The organism is Naumannella cuiyingiana (assembly GCF_013408305.1).
In the GTDB taxonomy this organism is placed as follows: domain Bacteria; phylum Actinomycetota; class Actinomycetes; order Propionibacteriales; family Propionibacteriaceae; genus Naumannella; species Naumannella cuiyingiana.
The window spans coordinates 826,335-842,528 of record NZ_JACBZS010000001.1 but is presented as its reverse complement, the minus strand read 5'-3'; the positions used below and the strand labels follow the sequence as shown (position 1 = coordinate 842,528).

The window sequence follows — 16,194 nt, the reverse complement described above, 5'->3', positions numbered from 1 at the left end:
GGCCCCATGGACCGTGACATCCGCGTCAGCGCCGTCGTGATGCGCGACGCCGCTGGCCGCGTGTTGACGGTACGCAAGCGCGGCACCGACCGTTTCATGCTGCCCGGCGGCAAACCCGAGCCCGGCGAGGACCCGGCGGCCGCGGCGATCCGCGAGTTCGCCGAAGAGCTGTCCGGGCAGCTTGATCACCGGATGCTGCGCCCGCTCGGCCGGCACACGGCCGCTGCGGCCAACGAACCGCGGCATCGCGTGGTGGCAACGGTCTTCGAACACCCGCTTATCGAACCGGTCGCGCCCGCCGCCGAGATCGCCGAGCTGCGCTGGGTCGATCCTGGCGCCGCGCCGGGCGCCGATCTCGCCCCGCTGCTCGCCGACGCGGTCTTTCCGATGCTCGCGCAGGCGGCGCGATGAGGTCAGTCTTCACCGGCGCGGGCTTCCTGTTGCGTGGCGCCGGGATGATCATCCGCCGGCCGAAGCTGTTCTGGACCGGTGCGATCCCGCCGATGATCACTTCGGTGCTGTTCGTCGGCGCGCTGGTCGGCCTGTTCTTCGGTGCGCCGACGCTGGGCGGCGCGCTGACGGCCTTCGCCGAGGGCTGGGATCCAGCGGTACGCGAGGTGCTGCGCGGCGTCGCCGCCCTGCTGATCACCGCGGCCGCCGTGCTGATCATGGTCGTCGCCTTCTCCAGTATCACGCTGCTGATCGGCGGCCCGTTCTACGAGCGGATCGCCGCGTCGGTGGAGCGCGAGCTCGGCGGGCCGCCCGAGGGCCGGGCAGTCGACGTGCCCCTGGCCCGTTCGATCGGCCAGACGATCGCCGTCGTCGCGATCACCGCGCTCGGCGGTGCCATCTTCTTCGTGATCGGACTGATCCCGGTCGTCGGCACCATCGCGGCCGCGGTCGGGGGAGCGATCTTCGGCGGCTGGATGATCGCCCTGGAACTCGTCGGCCAGCCGCTCGCCCAGCGCGGGGTGGTCAGCCTGCCCGCCCGGGACCGGGTGCTGCGCGGCCGTCGGCTGGCGACGCTCGGCTTCGGCGTACCCACCTTCTTGTTGTTGTCCGTGCCGCTGCTGGCCATCGTCGTCTTCCCCGCCGCGGCCGCCGGGGGAGTGCTGCTGGCCCGGGCCCAGACCGGCGAGCCGCTGGCCGCCGGCCGGGGGACTACCAGCCCTGCTTAGCGAGCGCTAAGCTGCCTCGGTGAGCGACTTCACCGATATCTATCGCCCGACGGAGGACCACGAGGCGTTCCGCGCGGCCGTGCGCGAGGTCTGCGACAACAAGGTGGCGCCCCATGCCGCCGAGGTCGACGAGCTCGCCGAGTTCCCGCGCGCCTCCTACGACGCGCTGCGCAAGGCCGACTTCCACGCCCCGCACATCCCGGAGGCCTACGGCGGCGTCGGTGCCGACGCGCTGGCCACCGTGATCGTGATCGAGGAGGTCGCGCGCGCCTGCGCGTCCAGCTCGCTGATCCCGGCGGTGAACAAGCTCGGCTCGATGCCGGTGCTGCTGTCCGGCTCGGACGAGCTGAAGCAGGCCGTCCTGCCGCCGATCGCCGCGGGCGAGGCGATGTTCTCCTACTGCCTGTCCGAGCCGGACGCCGGCTCCGATGCCGCATCGATGAAGACCCGTGCGGTCCGCGACGGTGACGGCTGGGTGCTGAACGGGGTGAAGCGCTGGATCACCAATGCGGGCGAGTCGGAGTACTATACGGTGTTCGCCGTGACCGATCCCGATGCCCGGTCCAAGGGGATCAGCGCCTTCGTCGTGCGCAAGTCCGACGAGGGCGTCGACTTCGGCGCGCCGGAGAAGAAGCTCGGCATCAAGGGCTCGCCGACCCGCGAGGTCTACCTGGAGAACGTCCGCCTCGGCGACGACCGGCTGATTGGCGATCCCGGCACCGGCTTCGCGACTGCCATGCGTACCCTCGACCACACCCGCGTCACCATCGCGGCCCAGGCGCTCGGGATCGCGCAGGGGGCACTGGACTACGCGCTCGGCTATGTCAAGGAGCGCAAGCAGTTCGGCAAGGCGATCGCCGATTTCCAGGGTCTGCAGTTCATGATCGCCGACATGGGCATGAAGCTGGAGGCGGCCCGCCAGCTCACCTACGCCGCCGCGGCCAAGTCCGAGCGGGGCGACGGCGACCTGACCTACTTCGGCGCCACCGCCAAGTGCTTCGCCTCCGATGTCGCGATGGAGATCACCACCGACGCCGTGCAACTGCTCGGCGGCTACGGCTACACCCGCGACTACCCGGTCGAGCGGATGATGCGCGACGCGAAGATCACCCAGATCTACGAGGGCACGAACCAGGTGCAGCGGATCGTGATGGCTCGCCAACTTCTGGCGGGGCTACCGCAGGCCTGAGGAGTCAGGAGTCGGCCCGGAAGCGGTCGAGCTTGGAGGTGTCGCCGGACTTGATGTCGGCGAACATCTCCTCGGCCTGCTCGATGTCCCAGATCATCGAGCTGCCCGCGCTCGTCCGCGCATTCGCATCGCTGATCGGGATCATCAGCGTCAGGCCGTCACCACCGGACGTGCCGAGCATCGCCTGGCCCATCAGCCCCACATCGATCGGGCTGGCCTGCTCGTCGACGCCGAACGAGCGCGCCGCCGCCATGTTCACCCCCCAGTAGCGGACCGGGTTGACGAAGGTCACCGGCGAGGCCACCTTCTTGGCGATCTTGCCGATCACCTCGCGCTGCCGCTGGGTCCGCGCGATGTCGCCCGTCGCGTCCGTGTAGCGGGTGCGGACATAGCCGAGCGCCGTCGGCCCGTCGACGTTCTGGCAACCCGCCTTGATGTCCAGGCCCGCCCGACGGTCCTTGATCGCCTTCTTCGGGCACACCTCGACGCCGCCGACCGCATCGACCATCCCGGCAAATCCGGCGAAGCCGATCTCGGCGTACCGATCGACGCGCAGGCCGGTGTTCTGCTCGATCGTCTCGATCAACAGTTGCGGGCCGCCGAAGGCGTACGCGGCATTGATCTTGTTCTTGCCCTTGCCCGGGATGCGGACGAAGGAGTCCCGCGGCACCGAGATCAGCGCGGGTTTCCCGATCGTCGGCCGGTAGAGCAGCATGATCGTGTCGGTACGCCGCCCCTTGCCGCCGCCCGTGCTCAGCCGCTCGCGCTCTGCCTTCGACAGGTCCTCGCGGCCGTCGGAGCCGACCAGCAGCCACAGCGTGCCCGGCTGATCGTCGGGCCGGTTGCTGCCGCTCGGCATCGCCTCGATCTTGGTCGTCTGCGTCCATGCATAGATCGGGGTGGCGATCAGGAAGACCAGCCAGGCGATCAGCAACGCGAGCAGGGTACGCCGGACCGGGTGGCCACGCCGTGGGCGACCGGCCGGGCCCGGACGGGCCGGGGCGGGCCGGGGCGGGGAGGCCGGCGGGCGCGGCGGCGGCGCGGCCGGCGGAAGGGCCGACCTGCGCCGCTGCGCCGGGCCGGCCTCATGGGGGAGCCCGGACTCGGTGCGGGAACGGGCCGGGCCGCCGGGGTCGCCGAACGACGCCCGGCGCCGCCCGCCTCCTGCCGGCGGATCCGCGGGCGCATCCGGGCCGAACACCCGGGTCGGTTCCGGAGGGGACGGCTGCGGTGCGGGCTCGTCGTCGCGGCGATAGAGCCAGTCCATGTCGTCGCGGTCCTCGGGGCCGGGGCGCCCACCACGGTCGGTACCTGCCATGGCGTCCACGGTAGCCAAGGCGTACCACCGAGACCCGGTGCGGCGGCCCGGGCAGCGGGTTTCGAGACCGTGGTGCCACGCCGGTGCCGGATTGCGGACCGAGGTTCGGTACGCCGGGCCCGCGGATCCGCCACCGTCACGGCGTGGCTGGTTCCCCGGCCGTGCGCGAGCTTCCATACTGGCCAGCGGGTGTCTAACCGCCGGGCACCACTTCCCCCGCACGAAAGGCGCAGCGTGAGCGATCCCACTCACCGTCCCGCAATCTCCCGTGCCGGCAGCCGCCGGCCCGGGCCCGATGACCGCGGCTCGGAGGCCGCGGGTCGCAGCGACGGCATCCGGCTGCGACGTGGCATGGGACTGCTGCTGATCACGCTGTTGGTGCCCGGATCGGCCCAGATTGCCGCCGGCAACCGCCGGCTCGGCCGCCTCGCCGTGCGGTGCTGGCTGATCATGCTCGGCGTGGTGGTGCTGTTCGGGACCGGGCTGCTGCTGGCCCGCGGCGCGACCATCGCCGTGCTGGCATTTCCGCCGGTCACCGCCGCGTTGTGCATCGCGGTCGTGGCGGCCGGCATCGGCTGGGCCCTGCTCTTCGCCGATGCCTGGCGGATCGCGCGCCCGCCCGAGCTCGCGCGCCAGCACCGCCCCGCGTTCGCGCTGATCGCGCTCGTCCTCGCGCTCGGGGCGCTGCTCGGTTCGGCCGGCACGGCCCGCACGGTCTGGGCCCAGGGCAGCCTGCTGTCCAGTGTCTTCGTCGGCGGCGGGCAGACCGCGCCGTCGGCTGGCCGGATCAATGTGTTGCTGCTCGGTGCCGACGACGGGAAGGGGCGCGTCGGGTTGCGGCCCGACTCGATGACCGTGGCGAGCATCGACGCCGAGACCGGGCGTACCGTCTTGTTCTCGATCCCACGGAACCTGCAGGGCGCGCCGTTCCCCGACAGCTCGCCGCTGAAGCAGTTCTATCCCGACGGGTTCCGCTGCGCCGAGGAGAAGTGCATGATCAACGGCGTCTACACCGAGGCGACCGAGGTGCACAAGGGGCTCTATCCGGAGTCGGTCGGCGATCCCGGGCTGCAGGCCACCCGCGAGGTGATCGGCGAGCTGCTCGGGCTGCAGATCAATTACTACGCGATGATCGATCTGGCCGGCTTCGAGCAGCTCATCGACGCGGTCGGCGGCATCCGCCTCGACATCAACAAGCCGATCCCGGTCGGCGGCGGCAGCTCGAAGATCAGCCGCTACATCCAGCCCGGAAAGAACGTCTTGTTGAACGGTGAGGACGCGTTGTGGGTCGCCCGCTCTCGCGCCGAGAGCAGCGACTACGACCGGATGAGCCGGCAGAAGTGCGTGATGAACGCGATGCTGCAGCAACTCGATCCGGTCACGGTGCTGACCAAGTTCACCGCGATCGCGGATGCCGGCAAGGAGATCGTCGAGACCGACATCCCGACCGACAAGGTCGACTCCATGATCGAACTCGCCCTGAAGGCGCGCTCGACCAAGATCAGCAGCGTCGCATTCGTGCCGCCGCTGATCAAGCCGGCCCAGCCCGATCTGGCGCTGATCCGGGCCACCGTCCAGGAGAAGATCGCCGCCGCCGAGGCCGCGGACGTGCCAGCCACCAGCCCGCCCGCACCCGCGGACAAGCAGTCCGATGGCGCGAAGCCCAGCGGTCCGGTGGAGTCAAGCAAGGACAAGAGTGGCTCGGGCAAGGACGACGCCGGGAGCGACCGGGAGGGGTCGGGCAAGAAGGACCGGGCGGATACCGGCGACGCCGCCGAGCCCCAGCCCGCCAATGACGACCTGGGAGAGGTCTGCAGCGCCGCCTGATCCGCGAGCCGAACCGGCAGCCGCGAGTGTTGCCAGGCCCGCGTCTGCCGGTTGGGTTCGCGGATGCGGGGTGGCGTACCTTCCGCGGGCTGAACCGGCACCCGCGGGCTGAATCGGCGCCTGCCGGGTGCAGCGGTGGGGGAGTCGGTCGGTGCAATGGTCGGGAATGCACTTTTCTGGCTGGGAGTGCGCGGCGTCGGCCGGGCCAGCGCGTCATGCCGGGGATCGGTGCGCGGGGCCGGCAGCTCCCGACCAGAAAAGTGCGGCCGAACGAGCCCTCGCCACCCAGCTTCCGGGCCACCCCCGGCCGCGACCAGGCTGACGGCCGCCCGATCCGCGGGCCGAACCGGCAGCCGCGAGTGTTGCCCGGCCCGCGTCTGCCGGTTGGGTTCGCGGACATGGGGGTTGTGTACCGTCCGCGGGCTGAACCGGCACTCGCGGGCTGAACCGGCACTCGCGGGCTGAATCGGCACGCGCGGGCTGAACCGGCAGCCGCGAACCGGCGCGGTCAGGCGATCCGTTCGGCGGCGCGGATCCGGTCGAGTTCGGCGGCGGGTACGCGGGGAGCCAGCACCGCCGAGCCGCCGCCGAGCAGCGGCGCGAGCAGCCCGTCGCGTACCGCCGGCCATGGGCCCGCGGGTTCGCTGATCAGCACGGGCCCCGGCGCCGGTGCCACCCCGTCCAGCAACTCGCCCAACGACCGCGCGCCCGGTGCCCCGGCCCAGGCCGCGCGGGACGGATCGTCGGCGACGGCGAGATGGACATCCGGCTGGGCGCGTACCTCCGCGGCCCAGTCGAGCACCCCGGGCGCGGGATCCCCGGGCATCGCGAGCGGGTGCAGCGAACACGCCACGGTGACCGGCCCGCCCGCGCCGGCACCGGGCCCGCCCACGCGCAGCACCGCGCCCTCGGCCGGCCCCGGCGACACCGCGAGCCCCGCCTGCCAGGCGGCCATCAACCAGGCGAAGGTCATCCAGTGCGCCGGCTGATCGGCGGCCAGCTCCAGGGCCAGCAGCGGCGCCGGCGACGGCGGGTCGTACAGATCCGCGATCCCCTCGTCCTCCAGCCAGTTGGTGGTCTTGTCGACCCAGTTGGCGAAGCTGGCGGCGGACAACTCGGTCCGCCCGGCCGCCGCGTACTGCGTCAGCAGGGGCTGCGCGGGCGCCTCGCGGACCCGCGCGGCCAACAGTTCGGTCGGGTTCGTCACCGCGCCAGCCTACGGGCGCCCCGGCAGCGGCCCTGCGCGACGAATCGGCGTCTCGACGCCCCGCTGGTTAGGCTGTCCGCCATGCGTTATGTGGTCATCATGGCGGGCGGTTCGGGGAAACGCCTGTGGCCCCTGTCCCGCAAGGGCATGCCCAAACAACTGCTGCGGCTGGTCGGCGACACCTCGCTGCTGCGCCTGGCCTACGACCGGGTGCAGGGCAGCGTACCTACCGAGAACATCCTGGTCTGCACCGGAGCGCAGTACGCCGCCGAGGTCCGCGCGGAGATCCCGGAGCTGTCCGACGACCAGATCCTCGGCGAGCCCGAGGGCCGCGATTCGCTGAACGCGGTCGCGTGGCCCGCCGCCGTGCTCGCCGCGGCCGACCCCGATGCGACCGTCGCGATGGTCACCGCCGACCAGATCATGCAGCCGGTGGAGGCATTCCGGGACGCGCTCGACGTGGCCTTCGACGCCGTCGATGCCGACCCGACGGCACTGGTCACCTTCGGTGTGGTGCCGACCTCCGCGCACACCGGCTACGGCTACCTCAAGCGCGGCGCCCAGGCGGCCGGGCTGACCGACGTCTACCGGGTGGACGGATTCCGCGAGAAGCCCGATCTCGACACCGCGCGGGAGTACCTGGCCGACGGCAACCACTGGTGGAACTCCGGCATGTTCGTCTGGCGGGCGGCCACCCTGCTGGAGCAGTTGCAGCGACTGGTCCCCGACTGCCACGAGATCGTCACCAGGATCGCCGCCGAGCCGGCGCTGCTCGGGGAGCTGTTCGGCAAGCTGCCGAAGATCAGCATCGACTACGCGGTGATGGAGCCCGTCGCGGCCGGCCGCGGCACCGCGCACGTGCTGGCCGTCCCGTTGCCGGTGACCTGGCACGATGTCGGCGGTTTCGCCGCTCTCGCCGAGCACCTGCCGAGCGACGACCAGGGCAACAGCGTCGAGGGCCGCGCGGTGCTGCTCGACGCCCGCAACAATTTGGTGATCAACCGGGCCGCCGACGACACCCTGGTCGCCGTGTTCGGGATGGAGGGCGCCGTCGTGGTGCACAGCGGCGACGCGATCCTGGTCTGTTCCGCCGCCGAATCCGAACGGATCAAGGAGATCGTCGCGCTGGTCGAGAACGAGGCCGCCCAGTTCGCCTGAGACGCACGTTCGCCGGAAACGTCCCGTTCGCCGGAAAGCCCGTCGGTCAGGCGATCGTGCCGACGATGGCCCGCACCGTCGCCGGGTCGCCGTCGACGGCCTCGGTCACGGCCTTGATCAACTCCTCGCCGTCCAGTTCGACCAGCTCGGCGTACCGCTTCGTCGATCGGTACGCCGACAGCACCGCCCACAGCACCGCCTCCCGGCTGCCCCGGGCGAACAGGTCCTGCTCGGTCGGGCGCTGCAGCTCCCGTGCCGAATGCTCGGCGTCGGTGATCAACTCCGCCAGGCCACGGATCACCGCCACCGGCCGGCCGGCGAGCTTGCCCTTGGCCAGGTCGGCGGCCGCGGCCAGCTCATCGGCGACCGCCATCTCGGTGACCCGAAGATCGTTGCCATAGGAATCGCGCAACCCGGCATGATCAAGAGTCGGTCGTACGCCGGCCAGGCCGATGGCATGGTCGGTCTGCCCGATTCGCCAGGCGCGGCCGGCGGTGTCGGTGATGATCACGCCGAGCCGGAGCCCGGTGCGCGCCCCGAGCTCGCGGAGCAGTGCCGCGGCACTGGCGTCGGGGTCCTGCGGCAACAACAAGATCGTGCCGACCTCGACATTGGAGGAGTCGATGCCGGCCGCCGCCTGGGTGATGCCCTGCCGGTTGCGGACGATGCGTACCCCGCCCCGCCGGGCGACCACGGCGACCGACTCCGCGGCGGCCGCCTCCGCGGCCCGCTCGGCCGGCACGGCACGATCCTCGGCCTTGCTGATGATCTTGGACGTCACGCAGACCAGATCACCGTCGGCGAGCGGCCGGCCCGCCGCGGCACAGGCGTCGCTGATCAACTCCGCGAGGTCGGCGCCCGGGTTGACCTCGCCGATGCCGTCCGGGGCGAAGATCGTGATCATCAGGCCGCGGGCCGGGGTGGCCGGGCGAAGGCGGCGCCGGCCGTGACGAAGCGCGCCGTCGCCGCCGGGTCGGTCATCAGCAGCGGCATCGGCAGGGTGGGCAGGCCCTCGGCAGCCAGCGTCGCCGCGGCCGCCTCGTCGGCGGCGTCGACCAGCCACGCGTCCAGGATCCCGGTGCCCGACCGCGGGCCGTAGTGCCGCCCGACCCCGGCGGCGCTGACCTCGACGCCGATCGCCGGCAGCAGTTTGTCGGCCATTCCGAGCACCGGCGCGCCGCCCAGGATGCCGGAGAACCCGACCACCGGCGCGCCGGCCGTGCGCAGGGCGCCGCGGATGCCCGGTACCGCGAGGATCGGGCCGATCGAGACGACCGGGTTGCTCGGCGCGAGGAGGATCAGGTCCGCCTCGGCCAGGGCGTCCAGCACGCCGGGGGCCGGGCTCGCCTGTTCGATCCCGACGAAGACGACCTGCTCGACCGCCGGGGCGGCGTGCAGGCGTACCCAGAACTCCTGGAAGTGCACCGCGCGCCGGCCCGACGCCGTATCGGAATCGGTGATCAGCACATGGGTCTCGACGCGGTCGTCGGTCATCGGGAGCACCCGCAGCCGGGGCAGGTCGGCCAGCCAACGCGCCGCCAGCACCTCGGTGACCTGGCTGAGCGGATAGCCGTTGCCGAGCATCTGGGTGCGGACCAGATGCGTTGCGATGTCGCGATCGCCCAGGCCGAACCAGGTCGGCTCGGCACCGTAGGCGGCGAGCTCCTCGCCGATCAGCCAACCCTCGTCGCGCCGCCCCCAGCCCTTGGCCTCGTCGATCCCGCCGCCGAGGGTGTAGAGCATGGTGTCGATGTCCGGGCAGATCCGCAGCCCGTGCAGGGTGATGTCGTCCGCGGTGTTCGCGATCACGGTCACCTCGGCCTGCGGCCAGGCCGCCAGCACCCCGCGGGTGAAGCGCGATCCGCCCACGCCGCCGGCCAGTACGACGATCCGGCGGGGGGCGGGCTGCGGTGTGGTCGATTCGTCGGCGGGCACCCGCCCAGTCTGGCAGGGCCGGGTGACCGGATCGGTGGCGTGTCACATCGCGTTCCTCGCGGCAGCGCGATCTAGGCTGGCGCCGGTCGAGCACCGCCGAGCAGAACCGGCGGGGTAGGAGCGAGATGGGAAGCGTGCGGCGGTTCCGCGAACCGGTGGCCTGGGTGGTGTTCGTCGTCGTCGTGCTGCTCGCCGCCGGCGCGATCGCGCTGCACACGGTCGCCTCGTCGGCCGACGAATCCTGGCTCGCCGCCGCCGGTGCCATCTCCGAGCGCCTGTACAACCCCCTCTCGGCGATCGCCCTGACCATCGTCGTCGGCGCCTGCGTGCTCTGGCAGCCGCCGACCCGGCACGCGCGGGCGCTGACCTTCCTCGCTGCCTGGTTCGCCCTGATCGCGACCGCTCTGGTCCTCGTGCTCGGGGTGATCGGGCTCTTCGGCGCCGGCTCGGTCCTCGGCGCCCTGATCGATCTGGTCGGGCTGATCACCATCGCCTTGCTGCCCGCCCTGTCGGCGTGGTTGTTGTGGCGCTTCCGGGAGGCCGCGCGGACCGGTGAGGCGGGGTTGCCCGACCTGCGCCGGGCCCGCGCGAGCGTCGGCCTCGCCCGGGACGAGCCGGCCGAGGTGATCGACGACGGTCAGGCCGAGGGCGATGCCCCGCCCGTCTGGCAGCCGGGCGAGGCCTCCGGCGCCGTCTGGCACCGGGCCTCCGACGCGGCGGGCGGTGCGCCCGCCAGCGAGCGCGGCGGGAACCCGTCGCAGGCAGCAGCGCCGGGCGGGGCATGGCGTCCCGCGCGGCCACCGGCCGGTGGGACGGCGCCGTTGGCCACTCCCGAGCGTCAGGAGCCGGAGTCGCGCGGCCCGAAGGGGCCCGGAGAGGACCCGCCGAGCGCTTGACTTGATCGAACAACAGGCATGTAATTTCAGGCAGGGACCGGGCTCGAGCCGGTCCGGGTCGAGGAGGAATCATGCTGGAGCTGCATTCGGAAGAGCCCGCAGAAGACGACGAGGGCGCCCTGGGTTGGCAGGAGCGTGCCCTGTGCGCGCAGACCGACCCCGAGGCCTTCTTCCCCGAAAAGGGCGGGTCCACCCGCGAGGCCAAGAAGGTCTGTCTGTCCTGCGATGTCCGCAGCGAGTGCCTCGACTATGCGCTCGCCAACGACGAGCGGTTCGGTATCTGGGGCGGCCTCAGCGAGCGCGAACGCCGCAAACTGAAGAAGCGCGCCGTCTGAGCGCGGCACCGCGACACCGTGCGGCCTGAAGCCGAGCCGGGGCAGGATCCTCCTGCTGCGCGCGTACCCACTGCCCAGGACTGGTCCTGGCTGCACGAGGTGACCGACCGTCCCACCGTCGACCCCGGTGCGACCACGGTCACCGCAGTTCTCGTCGCACACAACGGCGCCCGCTGGCTGCCCGACGCCCTGGCCGCGATCGCGGCGCTGACGGTACGCCCCGGCCGGATCATCGCCGCCGACGCCGCCTCCACCGACGAGACCCCCGGACTGCTCGCCGCGGCCGCCGCATCCGGCGTGGTCGATGCCGTGCACACCGTCTCCGACGCCGGGTTCGGCCTGGCCGTCGCCGAGGCGCTCGAGGCCGACGAGGCGCCGCCGGGGCAATGGCTGTGGCTGCTGCACGACGATGCCGTTCCCGAGCCCGAGGCGCTCGCCGAGTTGATCACAGCCGCGGTGGGCTCCGAATCGCCCGACTCGTCAGAGTCATCGGAATCATCAGAGTCATCGGAATCATCCGAGTCACCCCCGGCGCACCGACCGTTGGATGTGATCGGGCCGCTGCTGTTGCGGCCGCGGCTGCGCGGGCACCCGGTCGCCATCGGCGAGCTCGGGGTCTCGATCTCGGACACGGGGCGGCGCGAGCTGGGGCTGGAGCCCGGCGAGATCGACCAGAAGCAGCGCGAGGCGTCCGATGTGCTCGGCGTCGGCACCTGCGGGATGTTCGTGCGGCGTACCGTCTTCGACGGCCTGGGCGGCCTGGACAGCGAGCTCGGGGTGTTCCGGGACGGCGTCGCGTTCGGGTGGCGGGCCAATCTGGCGGGGCATCGCGTCGGCACCGCGCCGCGCGCCCGGATCACCCACCGGCAGGCCGGGCGCGAGGGCGAGCGCGAGTCCTGGGTGATCGGCGAGCACCCGGCGGCCACCGATCGCGCGCTCGGGATGATGGTGATCAGCGGGCACCGCTCGGGTCCGGCGGCACTCGGCACCGCGATCCGGCTGGTCTGGGGCGTGCTGCTGCGCGCGATCGGGTTCCTGCTCGGCAAGGACCCGGCCTCGGCGGCCAACGAGTTCCGGGCGCTGCGGCACTGGGCCGGCTCACGCGCGGTCATCGACGCCGTCCGCGAACGCAACGGAGAGGCGGCCGCCAGCCCGGCCGATCGGCAGCGCACGCGCGCGCTGCGGCCGCCGCCGCTGGATTCGTGGCGGGTCGGCGCGGACGCGGCCGGCCGCTCGATCACGAACCGCTGGCGGCGGCTGATCGGCGAGGGCGAGCGCAGCTCGATCGACGAGCTGACCGGCGATGCCTACGCCGAGCACTCCGACAGCACCCGCCCCGCGTGGCAGAACCCGATCGGCATCACCTTCGCCCTGCTGGTGCTGGCCAGCCTCGCCGCCGGGCGCGAGCTGATCGGCCCCGGCGTGCTGTCGGGCCCGCAACTGCTGCCGAGTCGGCCGGACCTGGCCGCCGCCTACAGCGCCTATCTCGATGCCATTCCCGGCTCCGCGGCGATGGCGCCGCCCTGGCTCGGCCTGACCGCGCTGGCCGCGACCCTGACCCTCGGCCAGCCGGAGCTGTTGACCAGCCTCCTCGCCTTCGGCTGCGTGCCGCTGAGCTTCCTGACCGGCTGGCTGTTCGTCCGGCCGATCCTCGCCTCGCGCGCCGCGCGCTGGGGCGGCCCGCTCGCCTATGCCGCACTGCTGCCGGCGCTGGGCGGCCTGAACCGGGGCGCCCTCGGCGCCGCCGTGGTGTCCATCGTGTTGCCGCTGTTGGCGATTTCGGTACGCCGGATGGTCCGCCCCGCCGACGACAGCAGCGCCGCCGAGCGCTGGCGGCCGGCCTGGTCGGCGGCGGTGTTCTCCTTGATCATCATCGCGGCGCTGCCGTCCTTCGTCGTGCTGACGGTGCTGGGGGCGCTGGTGCTGCTGATCGTGGCGCCCGGCGCACGTGCCCGCGCGGTGGCCGCGCTGGTGGCGCCACTGGTCTTGCTCGCGCCCTGGCTGCCCGGGCTGGCGGCGGGCTGGGGGCGGCTGCTCACCGGCCCGGACGGCGCGCTGGCGTTGCTCGAGCCGACCGCCGGGGGCTGGCCGCTGCTGATCGGGCAGACGCCCGGCGCCGGCGCGGCCCCGTGGTGGTTGGCGATCGGATTCTTCGGGCTGATCTGGCTGGCGGCGCTGGTCGGGGTGGCCGGGGGACCGAGCCGCCTGCTGCTGGTCGGCCTGGGCGTCGCGCCCGTCGGTTTTGCGATGGCCGCGCTGCCCGCCGGCTGGCTGCTGCGACTCGGCCCGGGCGATGCCCAGGCCCGCGCGGATGCGCTGACCTGGCTGCTGATCGCGTTCGCGGGGCTGGTCCTCGCCGGGACGGCGGGCGCCAATGCGCTCAGTCGGGCCGGGACCGCGCATCCGCTGCGCGGGATCGGCAAGGTGGCGGTCTCCGCGGGTGCGGCGATCGCCGCGGCGGGCGTGCTGGCGGGCGCGGGGTGGTGGGTCGCCGGCGGGCTGACCGGACCGATCCAGCGCGGCCCGGCGGGGGAGTTGCCGCCGTTCATGGTGAACGCCATGCGGTCGGAGGTCGGGGTGCGGGTGCTTGCCATCGACCTGACCGGAGCCGAGCCCGCCTGGTCGCTGATCGAGGGGGAGGCGTACCGGCTCGGCGATGCCGACCGCGGGTATGCCTTCGGCGGCGATCCCCAATTGCGGGCGCTCGCGGCCGGGCTCACCGCGCGGCTGCTCGGCGGCAGCGCCGACGAGGCCATCGTCGGCGACCTGAATCGGCTCGGCGTCGGCTATCTGTGGGTACGCGGCGCCGACGGCGACGAGGTGATCGCGCAGATCAGCAACGTGCCCGGGCTGGGGCCGGGCAGCGGGGAGCGGGGGACGCGGGTCTGGACCGTGCCGAGCACCGTCGGCCGCGCGGTCCTGATCGGCGCCGCCGATCCCCAGCCGATCGGTCGGACCGGCACGGTGATCGCGCCCGGCGGCGAGCGGACGCTGGTCCTGGCCGAGCCGGTCGACCGGCGCTGGGTAGCCGAGATGGACGGTCGCCTGCTCGCGCCCGTGCCCGGCCCCGCGGGGCAGCCCGCCTTCGCGGTCGGTACCCAGGGCGGGCTGTTGACCTATCGCCTGGACAACGGGCTGCTTCCCGGCCTGGCGCTGGCCCAGCTCATCGCGCTGTTGCTGCTCATCGTGCTCGCCGCCCCGACCGCGCGTCGCGGCCGCGCCGCCGCCCCCGAGGTACGCCCCCGCCGGGTAGCCGACGACACCGGCGACGCCCGCGAGGCGCCCGAGTCGGCCCGACCCGCGCCCGCGGCGACACCGGCCACACCCGAACCGGTCACACCCGCACCGGCCGCACCCGCACCCGCACCCGCGGCGACGCCGGGCGCCGCACCGGCGGCCGCAGCCGGCTCGGCCACCGAAACCGACCACGAGGGTCGCCTCCGCGCGGGAGACGGGCCCGAGGCACGACCGGAACCGACCACCGAGGGCGCTTCCGGACCCGCCGATGCGCCGCGACCCCGGCGCGCGGCCCGCCGGGCACTGGCCGAGGACGAGCCGTCGGCGGACACACCGTCGTCGACGCCTCCGGCGCAACCCCCGACTGAGCCGCCGGCAGCGCCCAGCCGCCGGGCCCGGGGCGGGCCGGATCCCGGCGTACCCGCCGAGACCGAGCCGCCCCGGCCCAGGCGCGCGGCCCGCCGGGCGATCACCGAGGAGGACGAGTGATGACTGCGCCGATCCGGGCGATCTACGCGCTGGTCGCGGTCGCGCTCACCCTCGGTGCGGTGCTGCTCGGCCAGGGCCTCGGCGCCACCCCCGCCGAGCCGGACCGGCTGACCGTGACCACCGGGGCCAGCACGCGGGTCTGCCCGGCGCTGACCTCCGGAGGCTCCGGCGGAACGGTCGTGATCGACGGTCGCGCCGCCGAATCCGGCTCGGAGATCCGGCTGCAGCGCGGCGACGGGACCGATCTTGGCGTCGTCCCGGGCGGTCAGATCCGCGGCATCGGCGTGGACGAGTCGGCCACCACGCTCGCCCGCGCCGGCGTCGGCGCGGCCGACCGTTCCGGCCAGTCGGCCGTCGCGCGGATCGCCACCGGCCCGCAGCGCGGCCTGTCGCTGACGCCCTGCGCCGACCCGGGCACCGACGGCTGGTTCGTGGGGCTCCGCTCGACCGACCGGGACCGGGCCACGGTGCTGCTGACCAACCCCGACCGCTCGCCCGCCGAGGTGTCGCTCGCGGTGCACACCAGCCAGGGCGTGCAGTCGGTCGCGGGCGCCTCGGGCCTGACCCTGCAGCCCGGCCAGACCCGCGCGGTGGGTCTGGAGCCGCTGCTCACCTCGCCCGACCCGCTCGCCGTGCAGGTACGCGCCACCGCCGGTCGCGTCGCCGCGGTCGCCACCATCGAGTCGGGCACCGGCGCGGAGCCGGCCGGGGCCGACTGGACGATCCCGGCGGCCGAGCCGGCGACCAGCGTGATCATTCCCGGCGTACCCGGCGGCGACGGGCCACGCGAGCTGTCCGTGGTGAATCCGTCCGACGTGCGTACCACGGTCCGGGTGGAGGCGATCGGCGCGCAGGGCGCGTTCGCGCCGGCCGATGCCGACACGATCGAGCTCGGGCCGCAGAGCGTCGGCCGGGTGGCGCTGGAATCCGCGCTGTCGGGCGAGGCGGTCGCCATCCGGCTGACCGCCGATCAGCCCGTCACGGGCGCCGTGGTCTCGCGCAGTTCCACCGACACCGCCCGCGCCGACCTCGCCGTGGCACCGGCGGCCGCGCCGGTCACCGGGCTGGGCATTGCCGCCGTCGCGGGGTACGCCGAACACCGGGGCACGCTGGTGGCGACCGCGCCGGGCGCGGCGGCCGGCTATGCCTGGGAGGTCTTCGACGGCGAGGGGACATCGGTGGCCAGCGGCCGCGAGATCGTCGCCGCCGGCGCCACCGCGGCGATCGAGCTGCCCGCGGGGGAACAGCTCAGCCTGCAGGTCGTGCCGGATCCGGGCGCCGAGCTGTACGCCGGTGTGGTGCTGGCGGGCGACTGGGAGAACATCGCCACGCTGTCCGACGCCGCCGTGATCTCCCCCGAGGGCGTCGCCGGCCCGGTGCCGCGGTTCGATCCCCGGGTCGGCTGAGCGCGACCCCGCAGCCAGG

13 protein-coding genes are annotated in these 16,194 nt (G+C 73.5%); 9 read left to right on the top strand and 4 right to left on the bottom strand.

Annotated elements, in window-relative coordinates; translation table 11 throughout:
* Window positions 1-6: 6 nt before the first annotated feature.
* From GGQ54_RS03815 to GGQ54_RS03805, 3 genes are read left to right on the top strand one after another with little or no spacing between them, the layout of a single operon-like run.
* On the top strand, window positions 7-411 hold the full coding sequence (locus GGQ54_RS03815) for an NUDIX hydrolase (protein WP_179444178.1): 405 nt from the start codon (window positions 7-9) through the stop codon (window positions 409-411).
* The gene (locus GGQ54_RS03810) at window positions 408-1,178 is read left to right on the top strand and encodes an EI24 domain-containing protein (RefSeq protein ID WP_179444177.1); all 771 of its coding nucleotides are present in this window, start codon (window positions 408-410) and stop codon (window positions 1,176-1,178) included. Before GGQ54_RS03815 ends, GGQ54_RS03810 begins: the two co-directional genes overlap by 4 nt.
* 19 nt (window positions 1,179-1,197) lie before the next feature.
* Window positions 1,198-2,367, top strand: coding sequence for an acyl-CoA dehydrogenase family protein (locus GGQ54_RS03805; RefSeq protein ID WP_179444176.1), 1,170 nt, complete (start codon window positions 1,198-1,200; stop codon window positions 2,365-2,367).
* 4 nt (window positions 2,368-2,371) lie between these two features.
* Here GGQ54_RS03805 and GGQ54_RS03800 read toward each other — a convergent pair whose 3' ends face one another.
* Window positions 2,372-3,685, bottom strand: a complete 1,314-nt coding sequence (locus tag GGQ54_RS03800) for an LCP family protein (RefSeq protein WP_179444175.1) — start codon at window positions 3,683-3,685, stop codon at window positions 2,372-2,374.
* 234 nt (window positions 3,686-3,919) lie between these two features.
* On the opposite strand from GGQ54_RS03800, the gene GGQ54_RS17535 reads away from it, so the two are divergent.
* The gene (locus GGQ54_RS17535; RefSeq protein ID WP_179444174.1) at window positions 3,920-5,512 is read left to right on the top strand and encodes an LCP family glycopolymer transferase; all 1,593 of its coding nucleotides are present in this window, start codon (window positions 3,920-3,922) and stop codon (window positions 5,510-5,512) included.
* Between the two features lie 508 nt (window positions 5,513-6,020).
* Here GGQ54_RS17535 and GGQ54_RS03790 read toward each other — a convergent pair.
* The gene (locus GGQ54_RS03790; protein ID WP_179444173.1) at window positions 6,021-6,719 is read right to left on the bottom strand and encodes a TIGR03089 family protein; all 699 of its coding nucleotides are present in this window, start codon (window positions 6,717-6,719) and stop codon (window positions 6,021-6,023) included.
* Between the two features lie 81 nt (window positions 6,720-6,800).
* Here GGQ54_RS03790 and GGQ54_RS03785 point away from each other — a divergent pair, with 81 nt between their 5' ends.
* Window positions 6,801-7,877, top strand: coding sequence for a mannose-1-phosphate guanylyltransferase (locus tag GGQ54_RS03785; protein WP_179444172.1), 1,077 nt, complete (start codon window positions 6,801-6,803; stop codon window positions 7,875-7,877).
* 46 nt (window positions 7,878-7,923) lie between these two features.
* Here GGQ54_RS03785 and cofE read toward each other — a convergent pair whose 3' ends face one another.
* Both cofE and cofD read right to left on the bottom strand, forming a co-directional pair.
* On the bottom strand, window positions 7,924-8,781 hold the full coding sequence (cofE, locus tag GGQ54_RS03780; RefSeq protein WP_179444171.1) for a coenzyme F420-0:L-glutamate ligase: 858 nt from the start codon (window positions 8,779-8,781) through the stop codon (window positions 7,924-7,926).
* Window positions 8,781-9,812 carry a 2-phospho-L-lactate transferase gene (gene cofD, locus GGQ54_RS03775; protein WP_179444170.1) on the bottom strand — a complete coding sequence of 344 codons (1,032 nt, stop codon included), beginning with the start codon at window positions 9,810-9,812 and terminating at the stop codon, window positions 8,781-8,783. The genes cofE and cofD overlap by 1 nt, the downstream gene beginning before the upstream one ends.
* Window positions 9,813-9,937: 125 nt before the next feature.
* On the opposite strand from cofD, the gene GGQ54_RS03770 reads away from it, so the two are divergent.
* The 4 genes from GGQ54_RS03770 to GGQ54_RS03755 all read left to right on the top strand — a co-directional run bounded on the left by GGQ54_RS03770 (window position 9,938) and on the right by GGQ54_RS03755 (window position 16,175).
* Window positions 9,938-10,708 carry a hypothetical protein gene (locus GGQ54_RS03770; protein WP_179444169.1) on the top strand — a complete coding sequence of 257 codons (771 nt, stop codon included), beginning with the start codon at window positions 9,938-9,940 and terminating at the stop codon, window positions 10,706-10,708.
* A gap of 71 nt (window positions 10,709-10,779) precedes the next feature.
* Entirely contained in the window at window positions 10,780-11,043 is a 264-nt protein-coding gene (locus GGQ54_RS03765; protein WP_179444168.1) for a WhiB family transcriptional regulator, read from the top strand.
* Between the two features lie 99 nt (window positions 11,044-11,142).
* On the top strand, window positions 11,143-14,769 hold the full coding sequence (locus tag GGQ54_RS03760) for a glycosyltransferase (RefSeq protein WP_179444167.1): 3,627 nt from the start codon (window positions 11,143-11,145) through the stop codon (window positions 14,767-14,769).
* Window positions 14,769-16,175 (top strand): DUF5719 family protein, encoded by a 1,407-nt coding sequence (locus GGQ54_RS03755; RefSeq protein ID WP_179444166.1) that lies wholly within the window; start codon window positions 14,769-14,771, stop codon window positions 16,173-16,175. The genes GGQ54_RS03760 and GGQ54_RS03755 overlap by 1 nt, the downstream gene beginning before the upstream one ends.
* Window positions 16,176-16,194: the final 19 nt, after the last annotated feature.

Bases quoted from the DNA above. Each gene is read 5' to 3' on its own strand.
- GGQ54_RS03815 (WP_179444178.1), top strand. From the start codon at position 7: ATGGACCGTGACATCCGCGTCAGCGCCGTCGTGATGCGCGACGCCGCT.
- GGQ54_RS03810 (WP_179444177.1), top strand. From the start codon at position 408: ATGAGGTCAGTCTTCACCGGCGCGGGCTTCCTGTTGCGTGGCGCCGGG.
- GGQ54_RS03800 (WP_179444175.1), bottom strand. From the start codon at position 3,685: ATGGCAGGTACCGACCGTGGTGGGCGCCCCGGCCCCGAGGACCGCGAC.
- GGQ54_RS03785 (WP_179444172.1), top strand. From the start codon at position 6,801: ATGCGTTATGTGGTCATCATGGCGGGCGGTTCGGGGAAACGCCTGTGG.
- cofE (WP_179444171.1), bottom strand. From the start codon at position 8,781: ATGATCACGATCTTCGCCCCGGACGGCATCGGCGAGGTCAACCCGGGC.
- GGQ54_RS03770 (WP_179444169.1), top strand. From the start codon at position 9,938: ATGGGAAGCGTGCGGCGGTTCCGCGAACCGGTGGCCTGGGTGGTGTTC.
- GGQ54_RS03765 (WP_179444168.1), top strand. From the start codon at position 10,780: ATGCTGGAGCTGCATTCGGAAGAGCCCGCAGAAGACGACGAGGGCGCC.
- GGQ54_RS03755 (WP_179444166.1), top strand. From the start codon at position 14,769: ATGACTGCGCCGATCCGGGCGATCTACGCGCTGGTCGCGGTCGCGCTC.